At 39.5% G+C, this 16,641-nt stretch carries 19 protein-coding genes, 1 tRNA gene and 1 pseudogene; 1 reads left to right on the top strand and 20 read right to left on the bottom strand.

Going from position 1 to position 16,641, the window contains the following annotated elements:
- The 11 genes from DW152_RS00895 to DW152_RS00845 form a co-directional block, all read right to left on the bottom strand.
- Nucleotides 1-477: a hypothetical protein gene (locus DW152_RS00895; RefSeq protein WP_118287772.1), complete on the bottom strand. Its 477-nt coding sequence runs from the start codon at nt 475-477 to the stop codon at nt 1-3.
- An 8-nt stretch (nt 478-485) separates the two neighbouring features.
- Entirely contained in the window at nt 486-956 is a 471-nt protein-coding gene (locus DW152_RS00890) for a DUF6650 family protein (protein ID WP_117533888.1), read from the bottom strand.
- A gap of 63 nt (nt 957-1,019) precedes the next feature.
- Nucleotides 1,020-1,241, bottom strand: a complete 222-nt coding sequence (locus DW152_RS00885; protein WP_005363222.1) for a hypothetical protein — start codon at nt 1,239-1,241, stop codon at nt 1,020-1,022.
- Complete coding sequence (locus tag DW152_RS00880; protein ID WP_117533886.1) at nt 1,241-1,372, bottom strand: DUF3789 domain-containing protein; 132 nt, start codon at nt 1,370-1,372, stop codon at nt 1,241-1,243. Before DW152_RS00880 ends, DW152_RS00885 begins: the two co-directional genes overlap by 1 nt.
- A gap of 4 nt (nt 1,373-1,376) precedes the next feature.
- The gene (gene mobT / locus DW152_RS00875) at nt 1,377-2,624 is read right to left on the bottom strand and encodes a MobT family relaxase (protein WP_118287771.1); all 1,248 of its coding nucleotides are present in this window, start codon (nt 2,622-2,624) and stop codon (nt 1,377-1,379) included.
- A 137-nt stretch (nt 2,625-2,761) separates the two neighbouring features.
- The gene (locus DW152_RS00870) at nt 2,762-4,165 is read right to left on the bottom strand and encodes a helicase HerA domain-containing protein (protein ID WP_118287770.1); all 1,404 of its coding nucleotides are present in this window, start codon (nt 4,163-4,165) and stop codon (nt 2,762-2,764) included.
- An 82-nt stretch (nt 4,166-4,247) separates the two neighbouring features.
- Nucleotides 4,248-4,907, bottom strand: a complete 660-nt coding sequence (locus DW152_RS00865; RefSeq protein ID WP_117579315.1) for a hypothetical protein — start codon at nt 4,905-4,907, stop codon at nt 4,248-4,250.
- Between the two features lie 166 nt (nt 4,908-5,073).
- Complete coding sequence (locus tag DW152_RS00860) at nt 5,074-5,454, bottom strand: DUF3775 domain-containing protein (protein ID WP_118287769.1); 381 nt, start codon at nt 5,452-5,454, stop codon at nt 5,074-5,076.
- A gap of 78 nt (nt 5,455-5,532) precedes the next feature.
- Nucleotides 5,533-5,919, bottom strand: coding sequence for a YdcP family protein (locus DW152_RS00855; protein ID WP_117533876.1), 387 nt, complete (start codon nt 5,917-5,919; stop codon nt 5,533-5,535).
- A gap of 15 nt (nt 5,920-5,934) precedes the next feature.
- Nucleotides 5,935-6,249, bottom strand: coding sequence for a YdcP family protein (locus DW152_RS00850; RefSeq protein ID WP_008393072.1), 315 nt, complete (start codon nt 6,247-6,249; stop codon nt 5,935-5,937).
- A gap of 244 nt (nt 6,250-6,493) precedes the next feature.
- Nucleotides 6,494-9,922 carry a VaFE repeat-containing surface-anchored protein gene (locus DW152_RS00845; RefSeq protein ID WP_118287768.1) on the bottom strand — a complete coding sequence of 1,143 codons (3,429 nt, stop codon included), beginning with the start codon at nt 9,920-9,922 and terminating at the stop codon, nt 6,494-6,496.
- A 205-nt stretch (nt 9,923-10,127) separates the two neighbouring features.
- Between DW152_RS00845 and DW152_RS13670 the strand changes: the two are divergent.
- A pseudogene (locus tag DW152_RS13670) lies at nt 10,128-10,355 on the top strand (manganese catalase family protein); the annotation flags it as partial.
- 42 nt (nt 10,356-10,397) lie between these two features.
- Here DW152_RS13670 and DW152_RS00835 read toward each other — a convergent pair.
- The 9 genes from DW152_RS00835 to DW152_RS00795 form a co-directional block, all read right to left on the bottom strand.
- On the bottom strand, nt 10,398-10,862 hold the full coding sequence (locus tag DW152_RS00835) for a hypothetical protein (RefSeq protein WP_021861584.1): 465 nt from the start codon (nt 10,860-10,862) through the stop codon (nt 10,398-10,400).
- Between the two features lie 94 nt (nt 10,863-10,956).
- A complete protein-coding gene (locus tag DW152_RS00830) occupies nt 10,957-12,231 on the bottom strand; it encodes a S1C family serine protease (RefSeq protein WP_118287767.1) in 1,275 nt (424 codons plus the stop codon).
- Between the two features lie 87 nt (nt 12,232-12,318).
- Nucleotides 12,319-12,651, bottom strand: a complete 333-nt coding sequence (locus tag DW152_RS00825; RefSeq protein ID WP_118287766.1) for a branched-chain amino acid transporter permease — start codon at nt 12,649-12,651, stop codon at nt 12,319-12,321.
- Nucleotides 12,642-13,349, bottom strand: coding sequence for an AzlC family ABC transporter permease (locus DW152_RS00820; protein WP_021861586.1), 708 nt, complete (start codon nt 13,347-13,349; stop codon nt 12,642-12,644). Before DW152_RS00820 ends, DW152_RS00825 begins: the two co-directional genes overlap by 10 nt.
- A gap of 139 nt (nt 13,350-13,488) precedes the next feature.
- Nucleotides 13,489-14,115, bottom strand: coding sequence for a hypothetical protein (locus DW152_RS00815; protein ID WP_118287765.1), 627 nt, complete (start codon nt 14,113-14,115; stop codon nt 13,489-13,491).
- A gap of 35 nt (nt 14,116-14,150) precedes the next feature.
- Nucleotides 14,151-14,222 (bottom strand) — tRNA-Arg (locus DW152_RS00810).
- Between the two features lie 193 nt (nt 14,223-14,415).
- Nucleotides 14,416-15,288 (bottom strand): DUF5688 family protein, encoded by an 873-nt coding sequence (locus DW152_RS00805; protein WP_118287764.1) that lies wholly within the window; start codon nt 15,286-15,288, stop codon nt 14,416-14,418.
- A gap of 167 nt (nt 15,289-15,455) precedes the next feature.
- Nucleotides 15,456-16,022, bottom strand: coding sequence for an elongation factor P (efp, locus tag DW152_RS00800; RefSeq protein WP_021861589.1), 567 nt, complete (start codon nt 16,020-16,022; stop codon nt 15,456-15,458).
- A 114-nt stretch (nt 16,023-16,136) separates the two neighbouring features.
- Nucleotides 16,137-16,640 (bottom strand): YqeG family HAD IIIA-type phosphatase, encoded by a 504-nt coding sequence (locus DW152_RS00795; RefSeq protein WP_118287763.1) that lies wholly within the window; start codon nt 16,638-16,640, stop codon nt 16,137-16,139.
- Nucleotide 16,641 lies beyond the last annotated feature (1 nt).

The raw sequence follows: 16,641 nt of genomic DNA, 5'->3' as shown, positions 1-16,641 counted from the left end.
TTACTGCTTGAATTGTGCTACATGTGATACTCTGGAAAAATATTTCTTATATTCTTTTCCCTCGGTATCTTTTACATATGCATAAATTTTTGTTGAACCGTCAAGTTGCATATCATATATTGCTTTTTTAAAATCATTAATGTCATAATATTGACTTGTTACCTCGCCCTGTCCAAGTATGATTTGACTTTCATGTATTGTATGTGGATTTATATATACATGCTTTTTTATTCGAAATCCAATGTTAGAAATTTTAATTTGCCTGTTTCCTACATTCGTAGCTGTGATATGTAGTCCTATTCCCCCAACACTGATAAATGAGCCACCACTTACTATCAGTTTCTTTTTATAAGGTAATCTTGCTGCATGTATTGAAACTATAATTGCAATTATGCTTACCAAAAGTGTTAAGGCTGACAGCAATATAGTAGCAAATCCATTATTTGAATTACACCAATTAATTATTTCTTTCACCATTCATACTCCTATTCTGGAATAATATCTGCTAATTCATCTTCAACGTCTATACCATATGCTTTTGCAATTTGACCTATCATCACGCCAAAAACACCTCTCAATTCGCCAACAGCAGATGTAAAAATCATGTTGTCAAGCGTTCCAGGTTGACATGCGTGACAACGAAATTCTTTTTTATCTGGACACTTATTTAGAAATTTATTACATGAGCTTCGCATAGCTCTTATATATCCATTTAAATTGGATTTTTCGTCAACATTTGGTAATTCAGAGGTTAAATAATTTTTAATTTCTGTTACAGATGTTATACAAGGGCATAAGGATTCATAATCTAATTCTCGATATAAAACTCGGCGTGGCTCAAGAAAGATAATAATTCTGCGAGCGATAGAACGCTCTGTGTCAACTGGATTCCATGAAATTCCAAAAACAGGGCAACTAATACCAGTTAATCTATTTGCTAATTCTGTAAACTTCATAATATATACTTCCTTTCATTTTTATATATATTATATCAATTTACAGTCCGGCAAGCAATCTTTCTATGCCCCGATAATCTTATTAAATAATTGTAACAGTACGTCTTTTACACCAGCGGCATTGAATACCAAGCCGACAGCGATTAAGGCAATCACCAAGAATCCGATAAGTTTGGAAAATTCACGTTTGAATCCGAGATACACGCCGATAACCGCAATCGCCATCAATACAAGGCTTTGTGCGTTAGATAAAAACCAGTTGTATAAGTTCTGTCCGAAATTCATTATTTTCTGCTCCTTTCCATCATTTCAATTTCTCTATCTGCGACTTTTGCAGTCTGCATAAGACACATAGTAACTACACCGAATCCTGCCCCAAGTGCGAACAGGAATAAATCAAATAAAATATGTTTCATGTTGTCATTCCTCCTTGTTGATGATTTCCTCTGTGGAAGTCGTCTGTTGTTCAATCAGTTTCTTGTGACGCTCCGTGAGCTTCGCATGGTCTAAAATGTCTTTGATATAGGTCGTACCATTGGTATTGTCTATCTGTTGCAAGACTTTCCATGTGGGAGCTACCTGTCTGCTTATCCAGTTGAGCGTCCGAGTGAGCGTGTAAGGTTCTGGTTTGGTCGTCAGTTTCAAACGCCCACGATCAGAACCGATAAAGTACGCCCATTTCTCATTGGTTTTCCATTCGCTGCGTCGCTTCTCCACCTCCTTGTCAGCAAATCGCATATAACGGTTGATAATATCAAAAGCGGTACGCTCTGCGTCATAGTAGGTCAGCAGGTCACGTACCGCATAATAGGCTCGCTCATTTTTAAGTCTTATTTCAAAACGGTTCTTGATTTTCGTATCTTCAATGGCTATGTCATACTTTGCGTATTGTTCATAGTCCTTTTCGTAGATACAGAAATAAACTTCTGATTTGAGCGAACCCACATACAATGTATTTCCCATACCGTATTTATCCTGTTCCATGCTTCTTACCAGCTCACCGCTGCGGTAGCTCTTGAAACTGCGGAATACGGAAATACATTCCTCATGGTTGCATTTCTCTGTCAGCTCTGGAATGTCCAATATTCCTGCCATATCGTTGATAGCAAGGTCAAGACGCTTCATTACACCTCCCTCTATCAGAGCGTCCATAAGAAAGTCATACCAGCTCCTATGCTGTGCCAGCAGGTAACTTTCCATCTGCCGACAGCCTTTGCCTTTCAGCTCCAGCAATGTGCCTTTTTCCTTATCGGGTGAAGCCAGCACGAACACATCACCCAACACATAATGTTCCGCATAGGAGTAGAACCCGTAATCCTCATGTATCATCACATCAAGCCTTAATTTGAGAATATCCTCAACAACGTGCTTAACGTCCTGTGTGGGGAATCGGATTCTGACGTAATCCAAGACCATTTCCAGCGGATTCTCTGGATTCAGTTTTTCCAGAGCGTCCGTGAATTTCACCTTGATTTCTTCCGTCAAGGCTACTTTTCCAGATTCCAAGCGGCTGACATATTCTCGGCTGACACCAGCCATGACCGCTAATCGGTTCTGGGAAACGCCGTACTGCGTCCGTTTTTCTTTAAGGTTGTTTATCCAGTCGGTATCATTCAGTTTCAATCCCTCCAATCGAAAAAGGAATGTGACATTTACCGATTTTGTCACACTCCATTGAATGTTTGAAAAGTTCACTGTTTTAGTGGCTTTTCCGATATTTGATTGACTGTTTCCAGTTAATTTGTGCCCCCCTGTTAGATAATGGGGGCTGATAGTTGGGGCGGCTTACGCCACCCCAACACAGGCTAGTCCGTACCTGCGGTTTTCGCTTCGCACGCCGCCTGTCCGTCCTGCCTGTTTTGTGACAATCTGCCTATTTCTTTTAGGAAATCGTGTCCTTTTGGTACAAGGGGAGTGTAAAACTCGGATATGACACTCGTTCCCGTATCAACGTAGCCACGCCCTTTAATCTGTTTCAGAAAAAAGTCCTTGTCTACTTCACCGAACATCATACTGTACCCAAGTTCCGACATACGCCCCAATGCCACACGGAAATTGAATTGGTCACGGATTCCATCACCGAGATACTTTGCGTCTGGTCGCTGACAGACGAGAATTAGAAAATATCCTGCCTGTCGTCCAAGCATGACTATCTGTTTCAGTTTGTTAAGGACAGCAGCATTTTCCTTTGTTGTCAGCATTTCCATGAACGCCACATATTCATCAAAGATAAGGAAGTGGGGCGATAGTCCTAAATAGGCGTAGTTTTCACCTGTCTTGTAGTTTTCCATTAGCTTCATGGCTTCACTTCTTGCCATCATACCGTCATAGAATCTGTCAATACAGGCGGTTATATCGTCCTTTTTGTAGTAGACTTCTGGCATGACGACAGATAAATCCGCAAGGTCGGCATTTTTAGGGTCTAACACATACATGACCGCATTGCAACGGAGCAGAGCTTCAATGATAGTAAGGATAAAGTAAGTTTTACCGCCGCCAGTGCCGCCAGCAATCAGCATATGGGGGAGCTTGTCATACTCCCACCATACATTTTTCATCAGACGCAGACTGCCATGTTCAGCTTGTACTTCGTCAATGCTGATACGGTTCGCAATCGTATCATAAAGCAGCACATACTCCACATAGCTGTCCTTTAATTCTTTAGAAATCAGCTCACAGTATAAGCCTGTTTCCAGCTTTTTCTCCAAATGTAGGAGCTGGTCTTGATATTTCCCCAACGTGATTTCTATACGGATATACAATAGTCCATTATCCATACGGTAATACAGTTTAGGGAAATAGGTGATTTTTTCTTTTTTCGTGCTTGCTGGTAAATCCTTGAAAAATCCGTTGCCCTGTGTCGTTTCCGATTCATACCAGCCATTTTCAAGTATCATCTTTGCCAGTTTTTGACGGTGAAAGAGCTGCTTCACTCTGTCATACTGGAAATGCTGATAAAAAAGAGCAGCAATCACACAGACCAGAGCTGACACTATGACTGTGACTATCCTATATGGCGTGACCGTAAAATGGACGCTGCCATCTTGAAAAAGAGAGATTGCTTTCCAATCAGTAGTTAGGATTGTCTTTAGATTTAACAGCATAACCACAGTAAGGAATAGCAGAAGCAGCGAACCAGCCGAGAAACAAAAAACCAGTGATTTGTCACTGGCTCTGATACGATTCCCGCGTTTATTGAATTGTGGCATATAAAATCCTCCTTTCCACGAAAAAAGCAGCAAATCTTGTAGATTTACTGCTAATGTTGTATAAGATATTAAGTTAATAGAATTAGTTTTCACTTCCGTTTAATGAATTAATCATCTCACGAATATCTGCAACCCGGTAATTGTTATCTTCTGTTGTCCAAGCAACAGTTCTGTTTAATTTTTTTAGTAATTTAATCAAATGAGTAACATCTTCAGCACTTGCATTTGTGTATAGATATAATTTTCTCAATGTTTTATCCTGTGGTGTACCAACTGATAAGTGCCTATCTCCAATCAATACTGTTTTTTCAGCTTCATCAATTACATTAAGTGTACGGATGATATCTCTATTATTTCTTAGAGTTCTTACTTTTATATCCTGTGTAATTTCCAGAGGAATATTTTCATTAAGCTGATTCAAAAAACAAATGAAATCAAATTCTCCACCATTAGGAATTAATTGCAACTCTTGAATAAATCTGTTTTTAACTTCCTCATTGATAAAAACTTTAAAATCTCCTTTTTTATGATTACCATACATTTTTATTTTTCGCAAAATCCTTGTGTTTCGCATATACACAAAGAGCATATCTTTAGACTCCTTATCTTCATCTGATAAATACATCATAAATAAGAATCTTCCTCTTCCAATTTCTATGTCAAACGCCATGGCTTTATCAAAAGAATGTAATGTCGCAATATACAAATTTTGCAGTCTATTAAAATTAAATTCTATTGCCATATTACCCTCTCCTTATATTTATAATTTTTACAATAATTATAATAGAGAATCATAAAGTATTCAAGATTGCTTGTTACCAGTTTGCTATATTTTCTTCTATAATATTTCTGGATATGAAAAAAGCAGCTAATTTGTAATAAATTAACTGCTTATAGAATGTATCATGTTAAAGAATAATACCTAGAATTGCATATCCATCTGTAATGTATTTACCAAGTGGCATTTTTTCAACCATTTGTCTTACTTCTAATTCTTTTGTTTTTATTCCTAAAGATTCAATATACTTTTTATAATCAAGGAAAATTTCATCGGAAGTAAGATTTGAATTATAGTCTTTATCTCTACCTAAGTACATTATTGTTTGAAGCGCCATAACTTCATCTAACTCCAGATTCATAAGAATCTCTGTTAGTTGGTTATCGTAAGTAACATCATAATCTGATAAGTTAAGATTCGATAATGAAAAAAATCCCTCCTGTTGATTTTGTTCCCTCGTATTCGCTATTGCGACAATTCTTTTTGCTACGTCAATCAAATTTTTATACATAATAATCCTCCATTCAATAAATTATAAGAATACATATATTATATCTCTATTTAATTCGAGTAGCAATCACATAATAAATTACTTTTTCTCCTGCGGCTGCTGGTTATGGTGCTGTGGATTTCCTGCTGACTGACCATTCTTATTCTTCAAAACAATATCATCTGCCTTGATATACCAGTCAACGTCTGCACCTTGAAATGTAGCGGTTGCCACCGTATCAGCCACAGGATTCATGATTTCCACCTCTGCGTTGTAGTCAAATTCCTTTAACGGAACAGAAGCCGGAATACTCACCTGTATCATGCGTCCTTGCTCCTTGCACTTCAAATCGTAAGTGCGTTCCTTGATTTCTTCAGAAACCGTACCGTCCTCATTCTGGATATGTACCTCTCGTCTTAATGCGGAGAATTTCAATACTCCGAAAGTTCTTTCCTTGTCAATAATGATTCCGTTTGCTAATCTCATAATGTTTTTACCTCCTTATGCTTTCACCATATCGTCAGCCGATAAGATATAATTTGTGAATCCTCTTGTACCGATTTTGTAACCCTCTGCGGTGATTTTGGGATTGATAAGTTTCACTTTTTCCTCTGATTCAAAGTTCTTCTCACCAGCAGAAGCAGGCAGCACCACGATAATATCATCTGCCCTCTGTACGTCCGAATAAAGGTTGAAGCTGCGGGAAACGACCGTCATACGTCCGTTGATCCTACGCTGTTCCACCTTATTCTCACCTGCAAATTCCAAAGTTCCGAATGTTTTTTCCATATTTGGGATAACGTGTTTTAATTCCATAAATTGTTTACCTCTTTTCTTTCTATATTTTTAATGATTGATTGTGTCATTCTGCTATCGGGATAATATCTGTCTGCCTGTGAATTATCAAGGGCAAGCGTTGTGCTGCCGCACCCTTGACAATTCCCATTCAGAAAGATAAATGTTAATCAAGCAGAATTTAGTTGAGTTGCCAGCCACGGACTGACTTTTTTATGATGGGAGGTGAACGGGGAGTTGCTTTCATAAGCCGATACCTCCCGTATTATTTAGACTTCTTTACTCTGCGGAATCTCTTATATCCAGCAAAGATAAGACCAGCAGCGGAAATTCCCATCATGGCGAATAATGCGACAAATGGTGTATTATCACCTGTTTTTGGTGAATCGCTTGTCTTTGTCGGCGTACTAGGTTCTTCTGGTGTCGTAGGGGATTCTGGTTTTTCTTTAATCGTCACAGTCTGCCCCTCGTCCTTGATATCCTTATGTTCAGCCACTTTGATAGGCTCATCTGGATTGGACGTATCGTACAATTCTTCAAACGTCACAAGCTCTTTGCCACCAAGTTCCGAAGCATTGAATGTAAATTCAATCTGAACTTCCATCTGACTGTCTGTAGCGGTGAAAGTAAGGTCATTTTCCACACGTTTACCATGCACCAGAAGTTCTGCATTTTCAGACTTCACCATTTCCCAACCTTTAAGAGTATATTTTACGCCTTTTTCCAAACCGTCTAAAGTAACCGTATCGACAATCGTTACTTTGTTGTCCGCTTCAATCGTCTTTTCACCTGTTACCTTGTCTGTGGCGGTTGTGTGCATAGTGATGATACGTTCCGTAATCGTCACCGTTTGCCCCTCGTCCTCAATGTCCTTATGTTCCGCTACCTTTGTAGGCTCGTCTGGATTGGATAAATCGTATAATTCTTCAAATGTCACAAGGTCTTTTCCAGCAAGAGAAGAAGCGTTGAATGTAAAGGCAATCTGAACTTCCATACTGGAATCTTCCGCAGTAAAGGTATAATCACTTTCTACAGGCTTACCATCTACAAGAAGCTGTGCATTTTCAGACTTCACCATCTGCCAGCCTTTGAGCTGATATGTTGTACCTTTTTCCAAGCCATCTAAAGTGACCGTATCAATGACAGTTACTTCTTTACCAGCAACAATCATCTTTTCTCCTGTGACTTTGCCGGCAGCATTGGTATGAATCGTAATCACTCGTTCTTCAATTTTCACGGTCTGTCCGTCGTCCTTAATGTCTTTGTGTTCTGCCACTTTGACAGGCTCATCTGGATTGGATAAATCGTACAATTCCTCGAATGTCACAAGGTCTTTACCGCCAAGAGCAGAAGCATTGAACGTATAGGAAACCTCAACTTCCATTTCTGCTTTTTTCGCAGTGAATGTGTAATCACTTTCCACAGGTTCACCGTCAATCAAAAGCTGTGCATTTTCAGATTTCACCATCTGCCAGCCTTTTAACTGATATTTTGTGCCTTTTGTCAGACCATCTAAAGTGACGGTATCAACGATAGTCACGCTCTTTCCGGCAACGATTGATTTTTCACCTGTCACCTTATCTGTGGCAGTCGTATGGATAATGATTTCTGGTTCATATTCATCTGTGAGTGTACCCAAGTCCACGACTACTTTATTTCTTGACACCACTACATCAAACGCCGGAATCAGCGTCATTCCTTTGTTGGAATCGCAGCGTAATTCTTCGATTGTGTAAGTATCGTAAAGCAATGCACCTTTGCTGTCGTCTGGTGTGGAAGTACCAAACCAGATACCGTCCTCACTGGTCTTTCCGGCGTTGGTATTCTGTTTATGAGATACCCAGTCAGAAGAAGTGGAGAATTGACCGTTTGCGTCCGTAACAATGATATGGCTCTCACCAGTCGTCTTGCTTGTGATCCTAAAGGGAACATTCGTAAGTCGCTTGTGAGTACCGTCACCAATTTTCACACCCTCGATATCCCCACGGATAATCTGGTTGTAGATGGAATGTGCTTCATCTGTTAAATCCATGATTTCACCGTCATTCACAATGTCAAACTCACAGTCAACCGCACCAGTTGTCAAATATCCTGTCGGATTTTTGGATTCTGAAATTTTATAGTGACCGTAAGGAAGTGTATCAGCGTCAGTTGCAGCGATACCGTCAACACCTGTATGGATTGTCTTGACGACTTCATTTTTGTTGTATAGCTTGCCATCTACCAAGACAGCATTATCATTTAAGGAAATGATTGTAAAGGCAGTATCTTTTAAAGTCGCACCGCCTTGTGCTTTCGTATCTTTTGTTTCAAGGTCACGTTTCTGGATTTTGACACCGCCACGGATAACCTTGTCTAATACGGAATACTGGTTGCTGCCGCTTAACGCTACAAGCTCACCATCTTCTGTAATCTGTGCCACATACACGCCTTTTATCTGTTCTGAACTTCCGGTAGCCTGCATATAAGCACCCTCCAATAAGTAACCGTTTGGAGCTGCCTTTTCTTCCATAGTAATAGTACCAAGTGGCAGGCAGATAGTACCGTTTTGTGTATAGAAGCTGTCACCTGATACCTTGTAGGAATCCGCTAATCTTGAGATGTAATGGACTTCATTATTGCTGTCTTTTTCAGCGACTGTCTTTGTCGTCCATGTGCGTGTTGGTTCTGATGGAAGATTGTCTTTTGTGTAGTAACCGTCATAATACTTCCAGACGAACTCTGCACCCTCCAAAGAAGCGTTACCCTGTGGAGTAGCTTTGGAAGTTTCCATATCAATCTTGAAAAGCTCAACCAAAGTGTCTGTGACTTTTGGTGTGTCGCTGACTTTCAATGTGGAAGTTTCGCCAGCCTTGACCGTCATAGTATAGACGTTCTTATCTAACTGGAATCCTTTTGGAGCTTTCGTTTCCTTTACATAGTATGTTGCGGCTCTTAATTCCACAGTATCAGTATTTCCACTGGCATTTGTCGTAAGTGTGGCAACAGATTTCGTGCAGCCTTTATCAGAATAAACACCATAAGTCGCACCAGAGAGGGAATAACAGTCGTTCCCGTTTGTGACTGTAGCATTACTGGAAGATTTCTGAATCTTGCCATTCCCGACAGCCAGCTTCGCCCAGAACTGTCCTAAGTCCTGCCCCTCGCCGACATAGATATAACCGCCGCAATCATAACGGTCTTTATTTTCTTTAGCGAAAGACTTTGCGTTCTCATAAACTTCTGACTGGATTTTTTCTGATACTTCATCATAGGCAGCTCGTACATTGTTATACCCCCAACCTAAGTGTACGCTCAATCTACGCCAGACAACGCATTGTTCCAATAGATAAACCTGCTTGCTGGAAAGACTATGAGTTTTGGAATACTGTTTGACGTATTCCAGATTCAACGCTACATCTGATATTTGGTCGTTACTCATTCTGTCTTTAGCGTCAACACGATTTTTATATCCTGATTTAAAGTCGGTGTTAATATCTACACAATAGGCAATCTGACCGTCAGCGGTCATTATGCTTTCTTCAAAACTTTTAATTTCTGTACCGCCATTATCAACCTTAACGATTGTTCCTGCTTTACCGTCAGTAGTGGTGTAAACAGAATCCGCAGCATGAATCTGCGTGACAGGTAAAGTAGTAAATACGGTTGCAAGGGTAAGGAAACCCGTAAGCAATCGCTTCATAATCTTATTCATATTTCTTGATTCTCCTTTCGTTTTGGGTAAAAAAATAGACGCTCATTTCTGAACGTCTTAGTTGTTGAAACTATTGGAACTATGCAGGATAGTTTGTTTCATCTTCATTTTTCTATGTTTTTGTTCTTATGCAACCGTAGCAGGAAAAAACTTGTCCTATACAAAATGACGTATTTTCAAGGCTTTCCAGCTATGTTGTTCTTACGAGGTCGCACCAGAGCAAAAAGCACGTACAACCTACGATAACATTCTGCGCCTTGTCAAAGATCCGGAAGTCTGCGAACCAATCCGTTTCCTGCGTGAACGCGAAATCGTACACTATCAACGTTTCGGTGAAAGTCTGCGCATCGTACAGGATCATCTGGACAGTAAAAACTTCTATGCGTTTAACCCGGAATTTGACCTCCGGGCATGTTTCAAAAACAAAAACTAAACAGAGAAAGGATTCCCGGAAAAATTCCGGAAATCCTTTTTATTATTTCAATAGCATATATACAATTACTGCTGCTACAACTACGATTGCAATTCCAAGAATGATTACAGGCGCTTTGGAAAGCTTCTCTTCTTCCTCATAAACATCATCGTAATCATAATCTTCTTCTACTCTTGCAGTTTTTTTCTTTTTCTTTCTGCCATCTTCTACTGCTAACAGTTCATCATATGCTTTGCGCATCTCATCTTCACGTTTCTTACGAACGCTCTTTGGTGGAATATTCGAATACTTCTGTTCCTGCTCTTCCTCTTCCTGACGCTGCATAGATGCTTCCTTAATAGATCTGTGCAATGTTTCCTGCGTTGCCGGTTCTCTTCTTTCCGGAGCATGCTTCTGTTCTTTCCTGTTCTGTGGTACTTTGAACTTCTTCTTGCAATTATAACATAACAGGTAATTTGGATCTTTTTTACCCGGCCGGAGCTGTTGGCCGCAAATCGGACACTTCATTGGTATATTTTGCCTCCTCATATCGTAATCTACTTAGCATTATACTACAAATCACAGAAAATGGCAAAAACATTTCTCTTACTGTGTATTTTACTTATTGTGTGCTTTTTCCAAGTGTAACTTTCACGGTACGCTCTTTATAACTTCCATTTGAATTTGGAACCTGGATCGTCACTTTAACTTTCTCGCCAACTTTGTAATACTGCAGTTCTTCTTTTAATGCAGACATACTGTCCACTGTTGTTCCTTCCAGTTCTGTGATTACGCATCCCTTTGTGATCCCTGCATTTTTTGCTCCTCCGCCAGAGATAACATTAGATACATACACACCTGTTGGCATATTATACATCTGCGAACTGTCGGAAGTCACATCCACGCCTTCAATTCCCAGATATCCCTGTTTGCCTTCTGCTACTTTTGTTTTTGTCTTCTGATTCATCAGATTTTTAATTACATCACTTGCGCTGGAAATTGGGATCGCATATCCCATGCCTTCTACTGCATCTGTCGCAACCTTAGCAGTATTAATACCAATCACTTCACCCTTTGCATTCAGAAGTGCGCCACCACTGTTACCCGGATTGATTGCTGCATCTGTCTGGATTAGTTTGCCACTAACTCCATCCAGTGTACGTCCGGTTGCTGATACAATACCTGTTGTCACAGACTGACCGTAACCAAGTGCGTTACCAATTGCAATAGCCGTCTCTCCGACCTGCACTTTTTCTGAATCTGCAAGCGTTGCAACTTTAATTTTATTTAATGTAGAATCTTTGATATCACTGAGCTTTACAGCGATAACTGCAAGGTCTCTGGAAGAATCTGTTCCCTTTACCTGTGCTTCTACACTCTTATTGTCAACAAAAGAAACTGTCAGCGTTTTATTACTTTCCACTACATGGTTGTTCGTTACAATCAGAAGTTCTGAATCTGTCTGGGAAATAATAATACCAGAGCCTACACTCTTGCTTTCCTGCTCCTGCACTCCACCAAAGAAATTCTGAACCTGCTGTACACTTAAATTGGTAATTGATACAACCGATGGCATTACATTACTTGCAACTTTGGAAATATCTGAGCTTGTTGAACTACTGTCTGAACTTGTTGTAATCTTTGCACTGTTTACAGTTGCAACTTCTTTTGTCTTACTGCCTGATGTGCTGAAAACCTTGCCACCCACAAGATTACTTGTCTGAAAAGCCGCACTTGCTGCCACACCAAATGCCAGTCCGAAACATACTGCTTTTACCCAATGTGATGTTTTCTTTTTCGGTGGTTTCTCATCCTGCGGCTGATACTGATAACCTCCCTGTCCATTTTGATTCTGATCATCCTGATCCGGTGTATAATAAGTATATTGATTTTCCATAAATCATTACTCCTTTCACTACTTCGTTTATACTAAGTAGTCTAATCTATAATTGTGTTTAAACTGTGATAAAACTATGTTTAAACCTTAAAAAACAACCTGGATCAAAAACATATATAATGCTGTACCAACACCAATACTTAACAGGTTATTACGTTTCCATACATGAAGTCCTGCCGTCACTGCCACAGCAAGAAATTCTGGTATGCCATGTGGCGATACAAAAACTGGTGTATTCTTTAGGCAGTAAACTACTAACATCCCGATCACCGCCGGAGTCAGTACTTTTCCCAGATACTGGATCACTGGCGGTATTTCTTTTCCTTCTGGAAACAAAAGAAACGGAAATACTCTTGTTCCAAAAGTTGTCAATGCAACTGCCAGAATAATAATTGCTGATAACGCTGCATTTACTGGCATGACAGGTTCACCTCCTTCTGAAGCTGTTTTTTCGATACAAATAAAATCATTACAATTAATAACATGGATGGCAGTACAAATCTGGATGCCCCGAAAATTTGCAATCCAATAAATGCTGCTGCCACTCCGATAATTTCCGGAATCCGGTTCTTTTTATCCAGCCACTGTTCAATAAAAATGACAACAAACAATGCCGTCATTGCAAAATCAATTCCTTCTGAATTAAATGGCAGTACACTTCCCGCCACTGCACCAATGATTGAACCAGCTACCCAGTACACCTGATCCAGTGAAGCAATCGCAAACAGGAATTTTCCTTCATCAATGCCTTCCGGAATCTTCGTCGTACACAAAAGGGAATATGTTTCATCTGTCAGGCTGAAAATCATATACCATTTTTTCTTTCCCATACCATTAAATCGTTCCAATAAGGAAATTCCATAAAAAACATGACGGATGTTAACCATTAATGTCATAAAGACAACCTGGAAAATTGATATTCCGGGAACAAAAAAATTCACAGCAAGATACTGTCCGGAACCTGCATATACAAGAATACTCATAAGCGCAGCCCATAAAAATGAATATCCCTTTTCTGCAAACATAACTCCGAATGCTACTCCGATAAATATATATCCGGTCAAAACCGGAATCGTATATGGGAATGCTTTTTTGTATGCCTCTCTGTATCCTTTCATCTTATTGCTCGCTCCTTTTTTCATCTTATGTATCCAAATGCCGTTTTCTTCGTTGTATAGACACAGGTAAACTTCCGGCACTGTAATGCTATACATAAAAGCCAGATCCTTTTGCAAAGATCTGGCTTCTCGCTCTCTATCAAGAATGATTCAGTGCTTTCTGTAACTCCTTTACCGATTCCGCAAGTAATGCATCCGACTTCAGTGCCGTCTGATACTGTCGGCGGCTCTTTTCAAGCAGTGCTTTCACATCATGTTGTCCGGCAAGCAATTTTATATGGTCAATCTCCTGCCTATCCAGTTGTTTCACCCTGACCTGGAAATTCTTTCCATCCTTTTCCGTAATATACAAGGTTCCTACTCCCGGAAGCTCTGTATAGACCTGCTTAATCTTCATCCGGTACATTACAAATGCTACATATGTATCTGCATATTCTCCATCTTTTATATAAATCTGGAGATGATTGTATGTTTCTACAAAGTCCGTCTTCTCTGCTATACATCTGTAATAATCTCTTACCGCCTGTCTTAATTCCGGCGATCTATTCTTACGCAGAGGATTCAGTTGTTCAACTTTACATCCCATATTTCTTGTTCTGCGCTTTTCTCTTACTATCTTTTGTGCTTTCTTCTGTGTGTTATCTCCCGTAAGTCCGATTCCGGTGCTCAACAAGATCAGGATAAAAAATAAGAAAAGCAGGCATCTTCTGCTTTTTCTCTTCTGAATATTCCTGTCTGTGAAGCCCGCTCCTAACGCACCTTTCATAAGAGTACCTCCACATACTATGCACTTTTAAAATACACACCCGGGCGGATTCGAACCGCCGCTCCCGCCTCCGGAGGGCGGTGCTCTATCCCCTGAGCTACGGGTGCATGACAATTTTCTTCAAACTGCATTATTTATACTACCATATTTTTCTTTTAAAGTAAAGGAAATGCTATAGACATTTCGTACATTTCCTTTACTTTATCATTTCTACTTTTCCTGATTCTTTTTACAATCTCAACAACTAATAAATGTTTTTTTACAGCCAATTTATACATTGGATTCTTTTATGCCTTCATATCAGCATATTGCAAGCCGGTCCTCTATTCTGTCATAATAATAGGCATGATTTTCAAGAATTTCTTCCGGCAGTACACAGGCTGCATTAATGCTTGCAACCATTTCGTTCAGATTCATGCAGTCATCGGTCTCCTTTTCGGGAACAATGATCACTTCATGCACACTGCTTGGCAAGACGTAAAAGTTTTCCTTCAGATATGTACCAATCTGATTTAAACATCCTGGATATATCATAGTTGCTGCCCCGAAACTTTTCTTTTCATTCGTCAGTACATACATTCTTGCAGCTTTATCTACAGCAATTCCTTCTTCGGAAAGCACATTCTGTATTGAATGAAATCTTGCCGGAAGGTGTTTTTTCATATTCATCATTGCAATTGCAAGAAGTTCCTTTTCATCTACGTTCCATTTTTCCATTGTTTCATTGCTGATCTGCATGGAAGCCATGCCGTCTTTGGTTATCTCTAAAAGTATGTAGAAAATAATCTCCAGATCCAGAATCGGCACATGTGGAATTTCTTTCAAAAATTCTTCATTCCTACTTCTCTGGACAAGCCTGAATACGATCTTATTCTTTATCTTTTCATAATTAAAAATCTCCGGCTCTTCCCATGACTGATCAAATTTCACTTTTTCATATACATTTAGAACTTCTTTTGCCAGCTCATCTACCTGGCTTCCAGACTGGTACTGTTCATAATAACCTTCCAGATAAATCGTCGGCGAAACATTCACACGCTGTTCTGAAATCACCAGACCGCTCCGGATGATTCCATTATTCTTTTTATTGTTGCATAATTCGACAGACAAAAGACATCCTGCCATTTCTTTCACACTTTTTTCCAATGCCTCAGTAAATTGATGATAAGTCATATTTCTCCTCTTTGGCCATTGTTGTAGTTATCTTCCGGAAATTGATGCGGGAAAATCCGCTTTTCACATCTTGTAGAAATTTAGAATAAATATTATGGTTTTATCATTATAAAAAAGCCTTGCAGAAAATGCAAGGCTTTTTTAATATTTCTTTTAACTCGAAAAGATTAGTTTGCTCTGGATAAGTACTCTCCGGAACGTGTATCGATCTTAATCTTCTCTCCCTGCTCAACAAATAACGGAACTGCAACCTGTGCACCGGTCTCAACAATAGCCGGTTTGTTTGCTCCCTGAGCTGTGTTACCTTTGAATCCAGGCTCCGTCTCTGTAACAACCAGTTCAACAGTAAGCGGTGGCTCGATTGCGAAAGGTTTCTCCTGATATAAACTTACAGTAACTTCTTCGTTCTCTTTTACGAATTTCAGAGAATCACCAACGTCTTCTGTCCCTACGGCGATTTGGTCAAATGTCTCATTATCCATGAAATAATACAGATCTCCATCATTGTACAGATACTGCATTTTCTTTCTCTCAATATATGCTTCCTGGAAAGACTCTGTAGGACGGAATGTTGTCTCTACTACACCACCGTTGATGATATCTTTTAATTTAACACGAACGAATGCTGCACCTTTTCCCGGTTTAACGTGCATGAAATCAATAACCTGACATACTTTACCATCAATCTCCAGTGTCATACCATTTCTAAATTCACCTGCTGACTTTGTTGCCATACTTTTATCCTCCTTAAATTATGTGTTTTCACACTTTATCAATTCTACTCACTTGTTCCATTCTATAATATCTGAGCGTTTTTTTCAACTATTTTTTATCTGTACAGCCCCATTTTACCGTCCTTTTCGCTCTTTTTGATAAAAATAAAGAACAATTTTCTCCAGGTAACGTTTTAATACAATCTGTATCTCTTCTTTTGGATGGATCGGCTTCACAAGAATATTTCTGATTCCGGCTCTTTTTGCTCCCCAGACATCCGTAAAAAGCTGATCTCCCACAAATACTGTATTGGAAACATCCGTTTCCATAATCTCCATTGCTTTTTTGTAATTTTTCGTTGAAGGCTTATGCGCATCACAGATATAATTCACCTGGATATCCTGATTGAACATCTTCACACGTGGCTCCTGATTGTTGGAGATCAGACAGCACTGATAACCAATCTTTTTAAGTCTCGCAAAAAGTGCTTTCGCACGGTCATCTGCCGGTGCACCATGCGGAACAAGCGTATTGTCAATATCAAAAATTACGGCACGTATTCCTTCTTCATACAGTTTCTCAAAATCTATTACATAAGTAGATGCAACATATGCATCCGGGAAAAATCTATCAAACATG

Source organism: Dorea sp. AM13-35 (assembly GCF_003473885.1).
GTDB classification, from domain to species: domain Bacteria; phylum Bacillota; class Clostridia; order Lachnospirales; family Lachnospiraceae; genus Dorea_D; species Dorea_D hominis.
This window is presented reverse-complemented; position numbering and strand designations above follow the sequence as displayed.